The organism is Variovorax sp. 01N425, from assembly GCF_056399465.1.
In genome coordinates this window covers 326,607-342,285 of sequence record NZ_JBFTRJ010000006.1, presented here as the reverse complement: position 1 = coordinate 342,285, position 15,679 = coordinate 326,607, and the positions used below count along the sequence as shown (strand labels likewise).

Genomic DNA, 15,679 nt, shown 5'->3' with positions numbered 1-15,679 from the left:
TGCCGGCCCATCCCCTTTTTCTTCCTGTTTTCCGCTTCCGGAGCACACCATGGCCCTCATTCCCGCCACCATCCTCACCGGCTTCCTGGGCTCGGGCAAGACCACGCTGCTCAAGCGCATCCTGACCGAGGCCCATGGCCAGAAGATCGCGGTGATCGAAAACGAGTTCGGCGAAGAGAACATCGACAGCGACATCCTCGTGACCGAATCGAAGGAGCAGATCGTGCAGATGAGCAACGGCTGCGTCTGCTGCACCATCCGCGAAGACCTGCGCGAGGCGCTGCAGCTTCTGGCCGCCAAGAAGCGCCAGGGCCTGCTCGACTTCGACCGCGTGGTGATCGAGACCACCGGCCTGGCCGACCCCGGCCCGGTGGCGCAGACCTTCTTCATGGACGACGAGATCGCCGAGAGCTACCTGCTCGACTCCATCCTGACGCTGGTCGACGCCAAGCATGCGCCGCAGCAGCTCAACGACCGCCAGGAGGCGCGCCGCCAGGTGGGCTTTGCCGACCAGATCTTCATCAGCAAGAGCGAGCTGGTGTCGGCCGAGGAAACCGATGCGCTCATCCACCGCCTCAAGCACATGAACCCGCGCGCGCCGCAGCAGAAGGCGCATTTCGGCGACGTGCCGCTCAAGGACATCTTCGACCTGCGCGGCTTCAACCTGAACGCCAAGCTCGACATCGACCCCGACTTCCTCAAGGAAGAAGAAGACCATCACGACCATGATCACGCGCATGGCGAACATTGCGACCACCCCTCGCACAAGCACGAGGGCCACGGCCACCACCACCACACCGACGACGACGTCAAGAGCTTCGTCTACAAGGCCGACCGGCCCTTCGACCCGGCCAAGCTGGAAGACTTCCTGGGCGCCATCGTCAACATCTACGGCCCGCGCATGCTGCGCTACAAGGGCGTGCTGAACATGAAGGGCACCGAGCGCAAGGTGATCTTCCAGGGCGTGCACCAGCTGATGGGCAGCGACCTGGGCCCGGAATGGGGCAAGGACGAAGCCCGCCAGAGCCGCATGGTGTTCATCGGCATCGAGCTGCCGCGCGAAATTCTCGAGCAGGGGCTCGAGCAGTGCCTGGTCTGAGGCCCTGACTTGCTCCTTCCCCCGCCGGGGGAAGGCGGGGATGGGGGCAGGCCACCGATCAGGCGCCGTGCTTTTTTGGGGCTCCCGTGCCCCCACCCCGGCCCTCCCCCGAAGGGGAGGGAGGAATTACCGGCCCGGCGCGCCCAGCGGCTTGCCGTTGAGCTTCAGGCTGCCTTCGGCATATTCGATCTGCGTGGTGACGTCATCGCCGTCGCGCTTGACGAAGCCCTTTTCCTCGCCTTGCTCGACCAGCCCCGCCATCATCTCGGGCGGCGGCGTCTGGCCGCTGCCGGCGCCGGCGGCGGCCATCTGCTCCAGCCACTGCATCGGCAGCCGCGCGCTGGCCTTGAGCACGCCGCGCTTCATGAGCAGCGCCATGCCGGGCGCCTGCAGGTCTTCGTCGGTGACGCCGGCCATGCCGGCCGTGTAGCTGAGCTCGCCGCGCTTGCCGCCGATTTCGACCAGCATCCTGTCGAGCCCGAATTCGGGGCTGTACTTGGCCATGGCCTTGAGGTCGGGCGCCAACTGGTCGAACAGCACCTTCATGGCCGCCTGCGAGGCCTTGTTGCCGCCCTTGCCGCAGCCGTTCGCGGCGCTCGACTGCATCCAGGCATCGGCCAGCTTCTTGTAGCCGGCGGCGTGGATGCGGCGTCCGCCGCTGCTCATCTCGAACTTGTCGATCTTGGTGTCGCCGATCTTGCCGGTGCCCTTGACCGTGCCGGTCGATGCGTAGAGCCCGTCCGCGATGCTGGCTTCGGCGAGCATGTCGATGTTCTGCAGCAGCACCGCCGGCAGGGCCTTGCCTTCGCCGCCCGCGGCGCTGCCCAGGCCCTTGGGAGCTGCGAATTCGAGGCTGTCGAGCCGGGCCTCGGTCTTGCCCGTGGCCAGGATCCAGCCGTCGCTCTTGTCCATGTCGGCCTTGCCGGCCAGCTTGCCCATCTTGAGCGTGGCGCCGGTGCGCGCATCGCTGACATCCAGCCCCGGCATCGCCAGTTCGTAGCGCACGTGGGTGCGGGCGCCGTTCATCTCGGCGCGGACCTGCGCGCCCTGCCAGGCGAAGCGGGCCTTGCCTTCCTCGGCCAGGCTGGCGGGCGCCACCGCCAGGTCGGTGGTGTAGCCGCCGTCGAACGCCACCTTGGTGTGCGCCGTCAGGGGCTTGGCCTTGCCGAAGATCTGCTCGGCCTTGGCCTGGCCCTTCACGTCGAACACCAGTTCGCTGTCGATGGTGGCCGCCGCCAGCGCGCCACCGGCCAGCGGGCCGTGGCGGATGGTGTCGCGGAAGGTGATGCGCACCGCCTTGAACGGCGTGGCGGCTTGCTCCACTTCTTCCTCATCCTCTTCCTCGCCGGGCTTGGCGGCAGGCACCTGCACCGCGGCGGCGGCATCGGCTGCGCAGCCGAGCTCGATCGTCACGGTGCTGACGGCGCCGAAGAAGCCGCGTTCGTAGCTGCGCTCGACCACGCGCACCAGCGCAGTCTGCTTCGGCACCTCGTCCAGCGCGGCTTCGTAGCTGGACTTTACTTTTGCGCCGGCCAACCACGTGCCGCCGCCATAGGCAAGTGCGATGGCCGCAGCCAGCACGCCCAGAACTGCTTTTTTGCTCAAGATTGATTTCTCTTTTGTATGAATGAGGTCGACCTGCATCGCTCCCCCGGCGATTCCGGCAGGTCTTGCTGCCCCCTCCGGCAGCGCTGGCGATGCTACCGGAGGCAAGGGGGTGCAGGCACATCACCCTTCGATTCGAGTTCTCTATACAATCGCGCGCCTGTTCCGGCAGCCACGCCTTCGTCCGATGGGGCGGGATGTGGTTGACGGTGCGGGGCGCCGCAGGTTCCTGGCGGGCTTTCGGGGGTATAACCCCGGGGTTCGTCACTGCGAGCACTCCGACGAGTGGAGCCCGCGCGGCCTGAAACCCGCGGTGGTTCCCTTGGGAGGAGACACCCAGTGAAAGCGCGTTCCAGTTCGTTCAAGGAGCCAGTCACCGTGAAGAAGCCCGCCGCCAAGGCTACGCCAGCAACCAAGCCCGCCGCCAAGAAAGCGGCGGCTGCAAAGCCGGCTGTACCCGCGGCAAAAAAGAGTTCTTCCGCTGCAAAGGCCCCGGCCACGAAACCAAAAAGCGCTCCAAAGAAGCCAGCAACGCCATCGGCCAAGGCCGCGACCGTTGCAAAGAAGCCCGTCAAGCCTGCAAAGTCTGCTGCGCCGTCGGTGGCATCCGCCCCGGACAAGAGCGCAACCAAAACTGCAGTTGCGGGTCAACTGCCATCCAAAACCGTCGGCCGCACTGCTGCCGTTCCTTCTGCCCCTCCGATCCCAATGAAAAAAACGGCTGCCGCCTCTTCTTCCGCCACGGCGACACCTTCGATGCCCGCTCAGACCGCCGCACCCGCCCCCGCGCGAGGTGGCCGCGTGTCCCGGCTGTCGCAGCTGACCGTGCCTTCCATGCCGCAATCGGTGGCTTCCACCGCGGCCAAGTCGTCGTTCTCGCAGGCGCCTTCCAATGCGCTGGTGCCGCCGCCCCCCGTCGCGGTCAAAAAAGACCCGAAGCTCGCCAACAACTGGAAAGCCAAGTCGGCTGCCGAGTTGACCGATGCCGAGGTGATCGCCATGCCCGACTCCGAGTACATGAATGAAAAGCAGATGGCGTTCTTCCGCCTGAAGCTGGTCGAACTCAAGCGCGGCATTCTCGAAAACGCCGGCGAAACCACCGAGCACCTGCGCGAAGACACCGTGGTGGTGCCCGATCCGGCCGACCGCGCCACCATCGAGGAAGAGCATGCGCTCGAGCTGCGCACGCGCGACCGCGAGCGCAAGCTGCTCAAGAAGATCGAGCAGTCGATCCAGCGCATCGATGCCGGCGACTACGGCTACTGCGACGAAACCGGCGAACCCATCGGCGTCGGCCGCCTGCTGGCGCGTCCCACCGCCACGCTGTCGCTCGAAGCGCAGCAGCGCCGCGAGCTCAAGCAGAAGATGTTCGGGGACTGAGCCAGCGGCCAAAGAAGAGAACCTGTTCGCCTCGAAACCTCGTCGATGCCAAAGGAAGAGTCGGGCCGCCTTTTTTCCAAGGTGGCGAAGTTCGTCCGCAATCCGCTCAAGGATTGGTCCGAGCTGAATGCGACTGCGGATTCCACGCTGCCCGAGCAGGCCTACAGCCGCGAAATGCTCAAGGAGATGATCGAGCGGCGCCAGCGCAACGATTTCGTTCGCCGGCGCGAGTTCGACATGCTGCGCAAGCTTCGCCAGCGCGAAGCCGCCGCCCACGCCTTCGAAGGAACGGTCACGCCGTCTTCCTTCAACCTGAACAGCACCACGGAAAAGTCCGAGGGGCGCGCGCTCACGCTCAAGAAGATCGACGAGATCGAGGAGCAGATGTCGCAGCAGTGGTGGAAGGGCCGCGGCCCCAACGGCGAGGTGCTGTCCAATGCGCCGCCCGATGCCGGCGCCGAGACCCTGCCGCCGCCCGTGGACGCGGCCGAGCTGGCCAGCCTGCTTGCCGCACCGGCCTACGGCTCCGCGCCGGCGCCTGCCGTCGTGCCGGCACCGGCGGTGGTTGCCGCGGCTGCGCCTGCCGCGCCCGCCGCAGGCGGCCCGGCGGCCAGCGGCACCTCGCTGCTGTCGGCGCGGCTCGCGCGCGACGGCGCGCTCGAAGAAGCCGTGATCCGCTTCGCGCACGGCGACGATGCCGGCGCCGAGGCCATTCTTCTCCAGGCCCTGGCCTCCGAAAGCGCGGCGGCCGAGGGCGACCACGCCACCGCCGAGCGCGACGACGCGCGCTGGCGCACGCTGTTCGACCTGTACCGCGCCACCGGCGATGCCGCCAGGTTTGCCGCGGCGCGCATGCGCTATGCCCAGCGCATGAAGCGCATGGGGCCCGACTGGGTCTCGTTCGACGAGCTGGCGCGCAGCGTGAAGGCAGTGGCCGCCAGCGAACTCGCAGAACTGGCGCCGGCCGGCGCCAACTGGGCCAGCCCGGCACGCCTGGCGCGCGACGGCTTGATCCAGCTCACGCGGGCGCTGTCGCAGGCCGGCTCGGTCTGGACGCTCGACTGGCGCGCGCTGGTCGCCATCGAGGCCGATGCCGCCGCGCCGCTGCGCGTGCTGTTTGCGCACTGGGCCGATTCGCCGGTCCAGCTGCGCTTCATCGGCGCCGCGAAACTGCTGGCCGTGCTGGCCGAGGCCACGCCCAACAGCGAGCGCGGCACGCCGGACATCTGGTGGCAGCTGCACCTGGCTGCGCTGCGCATGATGAACATGCCCGACGACTTCGAACTGGTGGCGCTCAACTACTGCATCACCTACGAGGTGTCGCCGCCGGCCTGGCAGGACCCCAAGGGCGCCTGCACCTCGGTGGCCGCACCGGCGGCAAGCCGTTCGAATTCCGTGTGGTCGCTGCTCTCGGTCAATGGCGAATCGGAGAGCTTTCCCACCACCGACACCGGCTTTGCCGCGCTGGCAGGCGATCTGCGCGGCGAGGCGCATTCGAGCCTGCAGCGGCTGGACACCGACCTGCGCAACACCACGGCGCCGGTCATCTCGTGCGCCGCGCTGCTGCGCATGGACCTGGCCGCGGCTGGCACGCTGCTCGGCTGGGTGCGGGCGCGCGACGCCGAGGGCGAGCGCGTGCAGTTCGTGGACGCCCACCGCCTGATCGCGGTGCTGTTCGACCTGGTCGGCATTGCCGACCATGCGACGGTGGCCCTGCGCAAGAACTAGGGCGCCTTGGCGCTTCGCACATTCGGTAGCAGCCCCGGGCTTGCATTGCCCTCTGGCATCCCCAGATGGCTTCGATGGAACAGTTTCACGGCACCACCATCGTGAGCGTGCGCCGCAAGACCCCCCAGGGCGACCAAGTCGCCATTGGCGGGGACGGGCAGGTCACTCTCGGCAACATCGTCATCAAGGGCACCGCGCGCAAGGTGCGGCGGCTCTATCACGGCAGGGTGCTCGCGGGCTTTGCCGGCGCCACGGCCGACGCCTTCACGCTCTTCGAGCGCTTCGAGGCCAAGCTCGAAAAGCACCAGGGGCACCTCACGCGCGCCGCCGTCGAACTCACCAAGGACTGGCGCACCGACCGCGTGCTGCGCAAGCTCGAGGCCATGCTGGCCGTGGCCGACGCCACCACCTCGCTCATCATCACCGGCAACGGCGACGTGCTGGAGCCCGAGGACGGCGTGATCGCCATCGGCTCCGGCGGCGCCTATGCGCAGTCCGCCGCCAAGGCGCTGATCGACAACACTGACCTCACTGCCGAACAAATTGTGCGCAAATCGCTGGCGATAGCCGGTGAAATCTGCATTTACACGAATATGAACCACACGGTGGAAGCGCTCTGACCATGTCCATGACCCCGCAGGAAATCGTCTCCGAGCTCGACAACCACATCGTCGGCCAGCCCGCCGCCAAGCGCGCCGTGGCCATTGCGCTGCGCAACCGCTGGCGCCGCCAGCAGGTCGAGGAAAAGCTGCGCACCGAGATCACGCCCAAGAACATCCTCATGATCGGCCCCACGGGCGTGGGCAAGACCGAGATCGCGCGCCGCCTTGCGCGCCTGGCGGATGCGCCGTTCATCAAGGTGGAGGCCACCAAGTTCACCGAGGTGGGTTATGTCGGCAAGGACGTCGATTCGATCGTTCGCGACTTGGCCGAGATCGCCGTCAAGCAGACGCGCGAGGCCGAAAGCGCCAAGGTGCGCGCGCGCGCCGAGGACGCCGCCGAAGACCGCATCCTCGACGTGCTGCTGCCGCCTGCGCGCGGTGCCGAGGGCGCCACGCCGGCGCTGGACGGCCCCAACCCCACGCGCCAGGCCTTCCGCAAGAAGCTGCGCGAGCACCAGCTCGACGACAAGGAGATCGAGCTCGACCTGGCCGAAGCCCGCGCGCCGCTCGAGATCATGGGTCCGGCCGGCATGGAGGAAATGACCGAGCAGCTGCGCGGCATGTTCGGCCAGCTCGGCGGCGGCAAGCGCAAGACGCGCAAGCTCAAGATCGCCGAGGCGATGCGCCTCCTGATCGACGAGGAAGCCGCCAAGCTGGTCAACGAGGACGAGATCCGCACGCAGGCCATCACCAACGCCGAGCAGAACGGCATCGTCTTCATCGACGAGATCGACAAGGTCGCCACGCGCAGCGAGGCCCAGGGCTCCGACGTGTCGCGCCAGGGCGTGCAGCGCGACCTGCTGCCGCTGGTCGAGGGCACGGCCGTGAGTACCAAGTACGGCGTGGTGCGCACCGACCACATGCTCTTCATCGCGAGCGGCGCCTTCCACCTGAGCAAGCCCAGCGACCTGATCCCCGAACTGCAGGGGCGCTTTCCGATCCGCGTCGAGCTGCAGTCGCTCTCGGTGTCCGATTTCGAGAGCATCCTCACGCAGACCCGCGCCTCGCTCGTGAAGCAGTACCAGGCGCTGCTCGCCACCGAAGGCGTCACGCTCGAATTCACGCCCGAAGGCGTGAACCGCCTGGCCACCATCGCGTACGAGGTCAACGAGCGCACCGAGAACATCGGCGCACGCCGTTTGTCGACCGTGATGGAGCGTCTGCTGGATGAGGTAAGCTTCGACGCGACCCGCATCGAGGGGCAGACCATCCGCATCGATGCCGCCTATGTCGACGAGCGCCTTGCGGCACTAAGTCACGACGAAGATCTTTCGCGCTTCATCCTCTGAAGCCCGCTTTGCGGCCCCTGTAACGGCGGCCGCGCTTCACGCATCACATTCATTGCGTGAGCTAAGTGCTTAATTCTCAACGAAATTCACCGATTTCCAGGTTTGGAAATCGGCGCTAAGTCGTTGATTCCATTACAAAAAATAGCACCAACGGCCAGTTGCGTCTGAAGTGTTTCCTGCTACAGTGCAAAAAAGTGCAGTTAAGTGGGAAAAAGTGCGGGTGGTGCCTCTTTCAGGTGCCGCGGCATTCCCAATACAGGGGTTCTGGTCGTGTTTCAAGGCGCTTCATCGCTCAGTCTGGATGCCAAGGGGCGGCTCTCCGTGCCGACCCGGCATCGCGACGTCCTGAGCGCCACGGCGGGCGGCCAGCTCACGATCACCAAGCATCCGCACGGCTGCCTCATGGTGTTCCCGCGTCCCGAGTGGGAGAAATTCAGGGAGCGCATCGCCGCGCTGCCGATGTCGGCACAGTGGTGGAAGCGCGTCTTCCTCGGCAACGCCATGGACGTGGAGATGGACGGCACCGGGCGCATCCTGGTGTCGCCCGAACTGCGTGCCGCCACGGGCATCGTGCGCGACACGCTGCTCCTGGGCATGGGCAACCACTTCGAGCTCTGGGACAAGGCGACCTACGAGGCCAAGGAGGCCGAGGCCACCCAGGGCGAGATGCCGGATGTGTTTCAGGACTTCGCGTTCTGAGGACCGACGTGAACACTCCATGGACCCATACGACCGTCTTGCTGAACGAAGCGGTGGAAGCCCTTCTTTCCGGCAGCACGGCAGCCACCGGCACCTACGTGGATGCGACCTTCGGGCGCGGAGGGCATGCGCGCGCGATCCTCGCGCGGCTGGCACCGGAAGGCAGGCTGATCGCATTCGACAAGGATGCGGAAGCGGTGGCCGAAGCAGCGCGCATCTCGGATGCGCGTTTTTCCATCCGGCACCAGGGATTCCGTTCGCTGGGCGAATTGCCCGATGCCAGCGTGGCGGGTGTGCTGATGGACCTGGGCGTGAGTTCGCCGCAAATCGACAACCCGGTGCGCGGTTTCAGTTTTCGTTTCGACGGTCCGCTCGACATGCGCATGGACACCACGCGCGGCGAGAGCGTGGCCGATTGGCTGGCAACGGCCGAACTCCAGCAGATTGCAGAGGTGATCCGTGACTATGGCGAAGAACGGTTTGCTGTTCAGATTGCAAAGGCGATTGTTGCTCGCAGACAAGAACGGGGCGCAATTTCAACCACCACCGAACTGGCCGAGCTCGTGGCTGGCACGGTCAAAACCCGCGAGCCGGGCCAGAACCCTGCAACGCGCACATTTCAGGCTTTTCGGATTTTCATCAACGCCGAGCTTGAAGAGCTGCAACAGGCGCTAGAGGCGAGCCTTTCCGTGCTGCAACCCGGAGGCCGGCTCGCGGTGATCAGCTTCCATTCGCTGGAAGACCGCATCGTGAAGCAGTTCATCGCCAGGCACTCGAAGGAGGTGTACGACCGCCGTGCGCCCTTCGCCGCCCCGAAGGCCATGAAGCTGCGCGCGCTCGAGCGCATCAAGCCGTCCGACGCCGAAGTGCACGGCAACCCGCGCTCGCGCAGCGCGATCCTGCGCGTGGCCGAGCGCACCCAGGAAGTCTGACGTGGCGCGCCTGAACCTGCTCCTGCTGCTCGCGGTGGTCGCCTCCGCGCTCTACCTCGTGCACACGCAGTACCTGTCGCGCCAGCTCTACACCGAGCTCGACCGCACCCAGCAGGAAGCCCGGCGGCTCGAGCTCGACCACGACCGGCTGCAGGTGGAAAAGCGCGCGCAGGCCACGCCGCTGCGCGTGGAAAAGCTGGCCAAGGAGCAGCTGCAGATGCGCACCACCACGCCGGCCATCACGCAGTACGTGCGGCCCGACGGCACCGTGATTCCGGCCGTGGTGGCACCGCCGCCCGCGCCGCCCGCAACGCCGGCGCCCAAACCCGTCGCGAGGACCCAGCGATGAGCCGCCGCAGCGTCCGCTACACCACCAGCCCCTTGCTCGCGAGCAAGACGCCGGTCTGGCGCAGCAAGTTCATCGTCGCCGGCATCGCCTTCGGCTTCGTGGTGCTGGCGGGCCGGGCCGCCTACGTGCAGGTGTTCAACAACAGCTTCTTCCAGCGGCAGGGCGAAGTGCGCTTTGCGCGCACGCTCGAGCTGCCGGCCAACCGCGGGCGCATCCTCGACCGCAACGGCCTCATCCTGGCGTCCAGCGTGGTGGCGCCGAGCATCTGGGCCATTCCGGAAGACATCGAGCGCGACGACCCCGAGGTGCGCGCCAAGCTCAAGCAGGTGGCCAAGCTGCTCGAGATGCCGCAGAAGGACTTCGACAAGAAGCTCGAGGACGAGGACAAGACCTTCGTCTGGATCAAGCGCCAGGTCGACGAGCCGATTGCCAAGCAGATTGCCGCGCTCAACCTCAAGGGCATCTACCAGCGCAAGGAATACAAGCGCCAGTACCCCGAGGGCGAGGCCGCGGCGCACGTGGTGGGCTTCACCAACGTCGAGGACAACGGGCAGGAAGGCATCGAGCTTTCCTTCAACAAGGAACTGGCCGGCAAGGCCGGCTCGCGCCGCGTCATCAAGGACCGCCTGGGCCGCGTGGTCGAGGGCGTGGGCGAGCAGGTGCCGCCGGTCGACGGCAAGGACATCCAGCTCAGCGTCGACAGCAAGGTGCAGTTCTTCGCCTACCAGAAGCTGCGCGACGCCGTGACCGCGCGTCGTGCTAAGGCCGGCAGCGTGGTGGTGCTGGACGCGGTCACCGGCGAGGTGCTGGCACTGGCCAACTACCCGAGCTACGTGCCCGACAAGCGGCAGAACCTCACGGGCGAGCAGCTGCGCAACCGCGCGCTCACCGACACCTTCGAGCCCGGCTCGACCATGAAGCCGATCACCGTGGCCATGGCGCTGGAGGCCGGCCGCGTGAAGCCCTCGACGCTGATCGAGACCTCGCCCGGCCGCTTCCAGCTGGGCGGCTTCACCATCAGCGACACGCACAACTACGGCACGCTCACGGTCGAGGGCGTGATCCAGAAGTCCAGCAACGTGGGGGCGCTCAAGATCGCGCAGAAGATGACCCCGCACGAGATGTGGGACACCTACACCGCGCTCGGCTACGGCCAGAAGCCGCAGATCCAGTTCCCCGGCGCGGTCACGGGGCGCCTGCGCCCCTGGAAGACCTGGAAGCCCGTGGAGCAGGCCACCATGGCCTATGGCTACGGCCTGTCGGCGTCGCTCTTCCAGATGGCGCATTCGTACACCGCCTTCGCGCACGACGGCGCGATCATTCCGGTCACCATCCTCAAGAGCACCGAGTCGCCCGCGGGTGTGCGGGTGTTCTCGCCGTCGAACGCGCTGGCGGTGCGCAAGATGCTGCAGATGGCGGCAGGTCCGGGCGGCACCGGCACGCGCGCGCAGACCGTCGGCTATTCGGTCGGCGGCAAGTCGGGCACCGCGCACAAGCAGGTTGGCAAAGGTTACGCGAGCAACAAATATCGCGCGTGGTTCACCGGCATGGCACCGATCGAAAAGCCGCGCATCATCGTCGGCGTGATGATCGACGAGCCGAGCGACGGCCAGTACTTCGGCGGCGTGGCCGCCGCGCCCGTTTTCAGCGAGGTCGTGCAGCAGACCCTGCGCATGATGAACGTTCCGCCCGACCTCGCGGTCAAACCGCTGGTGGTGACGCAAGGCGTCGACGAGAGCTTCTGAGCATGCTGACACTCACTTCCCCTCAACTCGCCGCGCTCTGGCTCAAGGAGCGCGTGCAGGGTGCGCTGCATGCGGACAGCCGGCCGGTGGGCGCGGGCGACGGCTTCATTGCCTGGCCCGGCGCGGCCACCGACGGGCGCAGGCACGTGGCTTCGGCACTGGCGCAGGGCGCCGCGGCCTGCCTGGTCGAGCAGCAGGGCGCCGAGGCCTTCGGTTTCGATGGCGACGAGCGCATTGCAAGCTATCCGGGGCTCAAGGCCGCCACCGGCCCGATCGCATCGGCTTTCTACGACAACCCCTCGGCCGCGCTCGAAGTGCTGGCCGTGACCGGCACCAACGGCAAGACCTCCACCGCATGGTGGCTCGCCGAATCGCTTTCCACGCTGGCCGTGCCCGGCGGCGTTCGCGCGCCGCGGCTGGACGGCAGCGCCGAGCGCGGCGTGCCTTCGCCCTGTGCGGTGATGGGCACGCTGGGCATCGGCGTGCCGCCGGAGCTCGTCTACACCGGCCTCACCACGCCCGACCCGGTGATGATGCAGCGCGAGCTGCGCGCGCTGGTCGAGCGCGGCTTCGGCGCCTGCGCCATCGAGGCCTCGTCGATCGGCATCGCCGAACGCCGGCTCGACGGTGCGCGCATCGCGGTGGCGGTGTTCACCAATTTCACGCAGGACCATCTCGATTACCACGGCAGCATGGATGCCTACTGGCAGGCCAAGGCCGAGCTGTTCCGCTGGCCCGGGCTGCGCGCCGCGGTGATCAACATCGACGACGTGCATGGCGCGAGCCTGTGCGCGAACCTGCTCGAGGCCGGCATCGGTGCGCTCGACGTCTGGACCGTGTCGGCCGCCGGCGCGCCGGCGCGGCTCATGGCGCGCGACGTCGGCTACGACGCGCAGGGCCTGCGCTTCTCGGTGGCCGAGCACGACAACGATGCGGTGGAGCGCATGTCGACCGGCCTGATCGGCCAGTACAACGTGGCCAACCTGCTGGGCGTGCTCGGCACGCTGCGGGCCCTGGGGCTGTCGCTCGCGCAGGCCGTGGCGGCCTGCAGCAGGCTCACCAGCGTGCCGGGCCGCATGGAGCGCGTGGGCGCCGCCGATTCCAACGCGGCTGCGCCGCTGGCGGTGGTCGACTATGCCCACACGCCCGACGCCCTCGACAAGGCGCTGGCCGGCCTGCGCCCGCTTGCGCAGCAGCGCGGCGGCGCGCTCTGGTGCGTGTTCGGCTGCGGCGGCGACCGCGATCCGATCAAGCGCCCGATGATGGCCGCGGTGGCCGAGCGCCAGGCCGACCGCGTGGTCGTGACCAGCGACAACCCGCGCAGCGAGAACCCCGACGCGATCATCAGCCAGGTGCTGCTCGGCCTCGCGCGCCCCGAAGCGGCCCAGGTGCAGCCCGACCGCGCGGCCGCCATTGCCGACGCCATCGCGCAGGCCGCGCCGCAGGACGTGGTGCTGCTCGCCGGCAAGGGCCATGAAGCCTGGCAGGAAATCGCCGGCCAGCGCATACCGTTCTCGGACCGCATCCACGCGCTCGATGCGCTTTCGAAGCGGGGTGCCGCATGAGCCACTCGCCGATGATGTTCACGCTGGCCCAGGCGCAGCAATGGATTCCAGGCGCGCGCCTGGTGGGCGACGGCGCTACGGCCATTGCCCGCGTCCATACCGACACCCGCACGCTCGCGGATGGCGACCTGTTCGTGGCGCTCAAGGGCGAACGCTTCGACGCCAACGAATTCCTGGCCGATGCCAAGGCGCGCGGCGCCGTCGCCGCCATTGCACACGGCGGTCTCGAGGCGGCCGGCCTGGCGGGCCTCGAAGTGCCCGATTCGCTGGCCGCGCTCGGCGCGCTCGGCGCCGGCTGGCGCGCGCAGTTCGATCTGCCGCTGATCGCCGTGACCGGCAGCAACGGCAAGACCACCGTCACGCAGATGATCGCGGCCGTGCTGGTCGCCTTCAGGGGCGATCGCGCGCTCGCGACGGCCGGCAACTTCAACAACGAGATCGGCGTTCCACTGACTTTGCTGCGCCTGCGCGCGAAGCACCAGCATGCGGTGGTCGAGCTGGGCATGAACCATCCGGGCGAGATCGCGCGGCTCGCGGCCATTGCGCGTCCGACCGTCGCGCTGGTCAACAACGCGCAGCGCGAGCACCTGGAGTTCATGGCCACCGTGGAAGCGGTGGCGCTCGAGAACGGCGCGGTGTTTTCCTTCGTGCCGGAGGACGGCACCGCGGTGTTCCCGCACGGCGACGAATTCGCTCCTCTGTGGAACGACATGGCGCACGACGGCGCCACGCGCCGCTGCATGACCTTCGGCGAGCATGAAGACGCCGATATTTCTCTGGTGGGCGCCGAATGGCAGCAGGGCGCATGGCAGGTCCGCATCCGCACGCCGCTGGGCGACTTCGATGCGCAGTTGCACATCGCGGGCCGGCACAACGTCGTCAATGCGCTGGCGGCGACCGCGTGCGCGCTCGCTACCGGCATTCCGCCCGAGACCATTGCGCGCGGCCTCTCGGCCTTCGAACCGGTGAAGGGCCGCTCCAAGGCGAGCGCGGTGCTGCTGCCCGGCGGCCATTCGCTCACGCTGGTGGACGACAGCTACAACGCCAATCCCGATTCCGTGCGCGCGGCCATCGACGTGCTCGCGGCCTTGCCCGGTCCGCGCCTCCTGGTGCTCGGCGACATGGGCGAGGTCGGCAACCGCGCGCCCGAGTTCCATGCCGAGGTCGGCGACTGGGCGCGCCAGCGCGGCATCGAGGCCGTGTATGCGCTCGGCGCCGAAACCGCGCACAGCATCGCGGCCTTCGACGGCGGCGACAACGGCCGCCATTTCCCGGACATCGAGACGCTCGGCGCCGCGGTGCTGGCGCGGCTGCCCCAGGTGGGGAGCGTGCTCGTCAAGGGCTCGCGCTTCATGAAGATGGAGCGCGTGGTGCAGGCGATCGAGCAATCACGACAACAACAAAAGGAGGCCGGTCATGACGCATGAGCCGCGCGACACCACATGCTGATGAGCCTGGCCCAATGGCTGCAGACACTTTCGCCCGAGTTCGGGTTCTTGCGCGTTTTCCAGTACCTCACCTTCCGTGCGCTGATGGCTGCGCTGACGGCGCTGGTGGTCGGCCTGGTGGCCGGGCCCTATGTGATCCGCCGCCTGGCCGCGCTCAAGATCGGCCAGCCGGTGCGCGGCTATGGCATGGAAACGCACCTCACCAAGAGCGGCACGCCCACCATGGGCGGCGTGCTGGTGCTGTTCGCCATTGCCTTCGCCACGCTGATGTGGTTCGACCCCTCCAACCGCTTCGTGTGGATCGTGCTGTGGGTCACGCTGGGCTTCGGCGCCATCGGCTGGGTCGACGACTGGCGCAAGGTGGTGCGCAAGGACCCGGAGGGCATGCGCTCGCGCGAGAAGTATTTCTGGCAGTCGGTGGTGGGCCTGATCGCGGGCTTCTACCTGCTCTTCAGCATCTCGGAAAGTTCGAACTGGCGCGTGCTGCAGCTGTTCTTCGCCTGGGTGCAGTCGGGCTTCGACCTGGACTTTCCGCCCAAGATCAACCTGCTGGTGCCCTTCTTCAAGGAAGTGAGCTACCCGCTCGGCGGCATCGGCTTCGTGATCCTCACGTACCTGGTGATCGTGGGCGCGAGCAACGCGGTCAACCTGACCGACGGCCTGGACGGCCTGGCGATCATGCCGGTGGTGATGGTGGGTTCGGCACTGGGCGTGTTCGCCTACGTGACGGGCAGCGCGGTGTATTCCAAGTACCTGCTGTTTCCCAACATCCCGGGCTCGGGCGAGCTGCTGGTGTTCTGCTCGGCCATGGCCGGCGCAGGGCTCGCGTTCCTCTGGTTCAACACCCATCCGGCGCAGGTCTTCATGGGCGACGTGGGCGCGCTCGCGCTGGGCGGCGCGCTAGGCACCATCGCGGTCATCGTGCGCCAGGAGATCGTGTTCTTCATCATGGGCGGCATCTTCGTGGTCGAGGCGATCTCGGTGATGGCGCAGGTCATGTACTTCAAGTACACCAAGAAGCGCTACGGCGAGGGCCGCCGCGTGCTCAAGATGGCGCCGCTGCACCACCACTTCGAGAAGAGCGGCTGGCGCGAGACGCAGGTCGTGGTGCGCTTCTGGATCATCACGATGCTGCTGTGCCTCATCGGCCTGTCGACGCTGAAGCTGCGGTGAGAAGA

13 protein-coding genes are annotated in these 15,679 nt (G+C 67.5%); 12 read left to right on the top strand and 1 reads right to left on the bottom strand.

All coding sequences use genetic code 11. The features are described from left to right. The first annotated feature begins 49 nt into the window (after window positions 1–49). Window positions 50–1,099 (top strand): CobW family GTP-binding protein, encoded by a 1,050-nt coding sequence (locus tag AC1DSC_RS13475; RefSeq protein WP_018903644.1) that lies wholly within the window; start codon window positions 50–52, stop codon window positions 1,097–1,099. A 126-nt stretch (window positions 1,100–1,225) separates the two neighbouring features. Here the strand turns inward: AC1DSC_RS13475 and AC1DSC_RS13470 are convergent, their stop codons facing one another. Continuing rightward, entirely contained in the window at window positions 1,226–2,704 is a 1,479-nt protein-coding gene (locus AC1DSC_RS13470; RefSeq protein WP_230537744.1) for a YdgA family protein, read from the bottom strand. Between the two features lie 756 nt (window positions 2,705–3,460). On the opposite strand from AC1DSC_RS13470, the gene dksA reads away from it, so the two are divergent. The 11 genes from dksA to mraY all read left to right on the top strand — a co-directional run bounded on the left by dksA (window position 3,461) and on the right by mraY (window position 15,674). After that, window positions 3,461–4,084, top strand: coding sequence for an RNA polymerase-binding protein DksA (dksA, locus tag AC1DSC_RS13465; RefSeq protein WP_012746056.1), 624 nt, complete (start codon window positions 3,461–3,463; stop codon window positions 4,082–4,084). A 45-nt stretch (window positions 4,085–4,129) separates the two neighbouring features. Further along, window positions 4,130–5,812 carry an STAS domain-containing protein gene (locus AC1DSC_RS13460; protein ID WP_012746057.1) on the top strand — a complete coding sequence of 561 codons (1,683 nt, stop codon included), beginning with the start codon at window positions 4,130–4,132 and terminating at the stop codon, window positions 5,810–5,812. Between the two features lie 74 nt (window positions 5,813–5,886). Beyond that, entirely contained in the window at window positions 5,887–6,432 is a 546-nt protein-coding gene (hslV, locus tag AC1DSC_RS13455) for an ATP-dependent protease subunit HslV (RefSeq protein ID WP_436287285.1), read from the top strand. A 2-nt stretch (window positions 6,433–6,434) separates the two neighbouring features. Then, on the top strand, window positions 6,435–7,763 hold the full coding sequence (gene hslU / locus AC1DSC_RS13450) for an ATP-dependent protease ATPase subunit HslU (protein ID WP_012746059.1): 1,329 nt from the start codon (window positions 6,435–6,437) through the stop codon (window positions 7,761–7,763). A gap of 270 nt (window positions 7,764–8,033) precedes the next feature. Next, window positions 8,034–8,462 carry a division/cell wall cluster transcriptional repressor MraZ gene (gene mraZ / locus AC1DSC_RS13445; RefSeq protein WP_012746060.1) on the top strand — a complete coding sequence of 143 codons (429 nt, stop codon included), beginning with the start codon at window positions 8,034–8,036 and terminating at the stop codon, window positions 8,460–8,462. A gap of 8 nt (window positions 8,463–8,470) precedes the next feature. Continuing rightward, entirely contained in the window at window positions 8,471–9,394 is a 924-nt protein-coding gene (rsmH, locus tag AC1DSC_RS13440) for a 16S rRNA (cytosine(1402)-N(4))-methyltransferase RsmH (RefSeq protein WP_018903640.1), read from the top strand. A 1-nt stretch (window position 9,395) separates the two neighbouring features. After that, window positions 9,396–9,743 carry a cell division protein FtsL gene (gene ftsL / locus AC1DSC_RS13435; protein WP_012746062.1) on the top strand — a complete coding sequence of 116 codons (348 nt, stop codon included), beginning with the start codon at window positions 9,396–9,398 and terminating at the stop codon, window positions 9,741–9,743. After that, the gene (locus AC1DSC_RS13430; protein WP_012746063.1) at window positions 9,740–11,488 is read left to right on the top strand and encodes a peptidoglycan D,D-transpeptidase FtsI family protein; all 1,749 of its coding nucleotides are present in this window, start codon (window positions 9,740–9,742) and stop codon (window positions 11,486–11,488) included. Before ftsL ends, AC1DSC_RS13430 begins: the two co-directional genes overlap by 4 nt. Before the next feature lie 2 nt (window positions 11,489–11,490). Continuing rightward, window positions 11,491–13,053, top strand: coding sequence for a Mur ligase family protein (locus AC1DSC_RS13425; RefSeq protein WP_018903639.1), 1,563 nt, complete (start codon window positions 11,491–11,493; stop codon window positions 13,051–13,053). Continuing rightward, a complete protein-coding gene (locus AC1DSC_RS13420; RefSeq protein ID WP_028254045.1) occupies window positions 13,050–14,480 on the top strand; it encodes a UDP-N-acetylmuramoyl-tripeptide--D-alanyl-D-alanine ligase in 1,431 nt (476 codons plus the stop codon). Before AC1DSC_RS13425 ends, AC1DSC_RS13420 begins: the two co-directional genes overlap by 4 nt. 15 nt (window positions 14,481–14,495) lie before the next feature. Next, window positions 14,496–15,674 carry a phospho-N-acetylmuramoyl-pentapeptide-transferase gene (gene mraY, locus AC1DSC_RS13415; protein ID WP_012746066.1) on the top strand — a complete coding sequence of 393 codons (1,179 nt, stop codon included), beginning with the start codon at window positions 14,496–14,498 and terminating at the stop codon, window positions 15,672–15,674. Window positions 15,675–15,679: the final 5 nt, after the last annotated feature.

Coding starts and splice junctions, on each gene's coding strand:
- AC1DSC_RS13475 (WP_018903644.1), top strand. CDS start 50: ATGGCCCTCATTCCCGCCACCATCCTCACCGGCTTCCTGGGCTCGGGC.
- dksA (WP_012746056.1), top strand. CDS start 3,461: ATGCCCGCTCAGACCGCCGCACCCGCCCCCGCGCGAGGTGGCCGCGTG.
- AC1DSC_RS13460 (WP_012746057.1), top strand. CDS start 4,130: ATGCCAAAGGAAGAGTCGGGCCGCCTTTTTTCCAAGGTGGCGAAGTTC.
- hslV (WP_436287285.1), top strand. CDS start 5,887: ATGGAACAGTTTCACGGCACCACCATCGTGAGCGTGCGCCGCAAGACC.
- hslU (WP_012746059.1), top strand. CDS start 6,435: ATGTCCATGACCCCGCAGGAAATCGTCTCCGAGCTCGACAACCACATC.
- AC1DSC_RS13430 (WP_012746063.1), top strand. CDS start 9,740: ATGAGCCGCCGCAGCGTCCGCTACACCACCAGCCCCTTGCTCGCGAGC.
- AC1DSC_RS13425 (WP_018903639.1), top strand. CDS start 11,491: ATGCTGACACTCACTTCCCCTCAACTCGCCGCGCTCTGGCTCAAGGAG.
- AC1DSC_RS13420 (WP_028254045.1), top strand. CDS start 13,050: ATGAGCCACTCGCCGATGATGTTCACGCTGGCCCAGGCGCAGCAATGG.
- mraY (WP_012746066.1), top strand. CDS start 14,496: ATGCTGATGAGCCTGGCCCAATGGCTGCAGACACTTTCGCCCGAGTTC.